Raw genomic sequence first — 619 nt, 5'->3', positions numbered from 1 at the left:
CACATAGCCCATATGCGCGACCGACGAGTAAGCGATCAGCTTCTTGATGACTTCCTGCATCAGCGCGACCAGCGACGTGTAGACGATCGCGATCACAGAGAGCGTCCAGACCATCGGCGTGAAATAGAGAGAGGCATCCGGGAACATCGGCAGCGAGAAGCGCAGGAAGCCGTAACCGCCCATCTTCAGCATGATCGCAGCCAGCACGACTGAACCTGCCGTCGGCGCTTCCACATGCGCGTCAGGCAGCCAGGTGTGCACTGGCCACATCGGCATCTTGACCGCGAAGGACGCGAAGAATGCCAGCCACGCCCATGTCTGCAGGCTGCGCGGCACGGCCGTGTGCATCAGCGTCGGGATGTCGGTTGTGCCCGCATTCCAGTACAGCGCCATGATGGCCAGCAGCATCAGTACCGAGCCGAGGAACGTGTAGAGGAAGAACTTGAACGAGGCGTAGACGCGGCGCGGGCCGCCCCAGATGCCGATGATCAGGAACATCGGGATCAGGCCGCCTTCGAAGAACAGATAGAACAGCACCAGATCCAGCGCCGTGAAGGTGCCGATCATCAGCGTTTCCAGGAACAGGAACGCGATCATGTATTCGCGGACGCGCTTGGTG

At 60.6% G+C, this 619-nt stretch carries 1 protein-coding gene; it reads right to left on the bottom strand.

Annotated elements, in window-relative coordinates:
* On the bottom strand, nucleotides 1–619 hold a 619-nt coding region (locus AC1DU6_RS34655; protein WP_477863043.1), incomplete at both ends, for an NADH-quinone oxidoreductase subunit M.

It is taken from the genome of Roseateles sp. P5_B10 (genome assembly GCF_056400485.1).
Note: the sequence above shows the minus strand (reverse complement) of the source record. Positions and strands in the feature narration are given on the sequence as shown.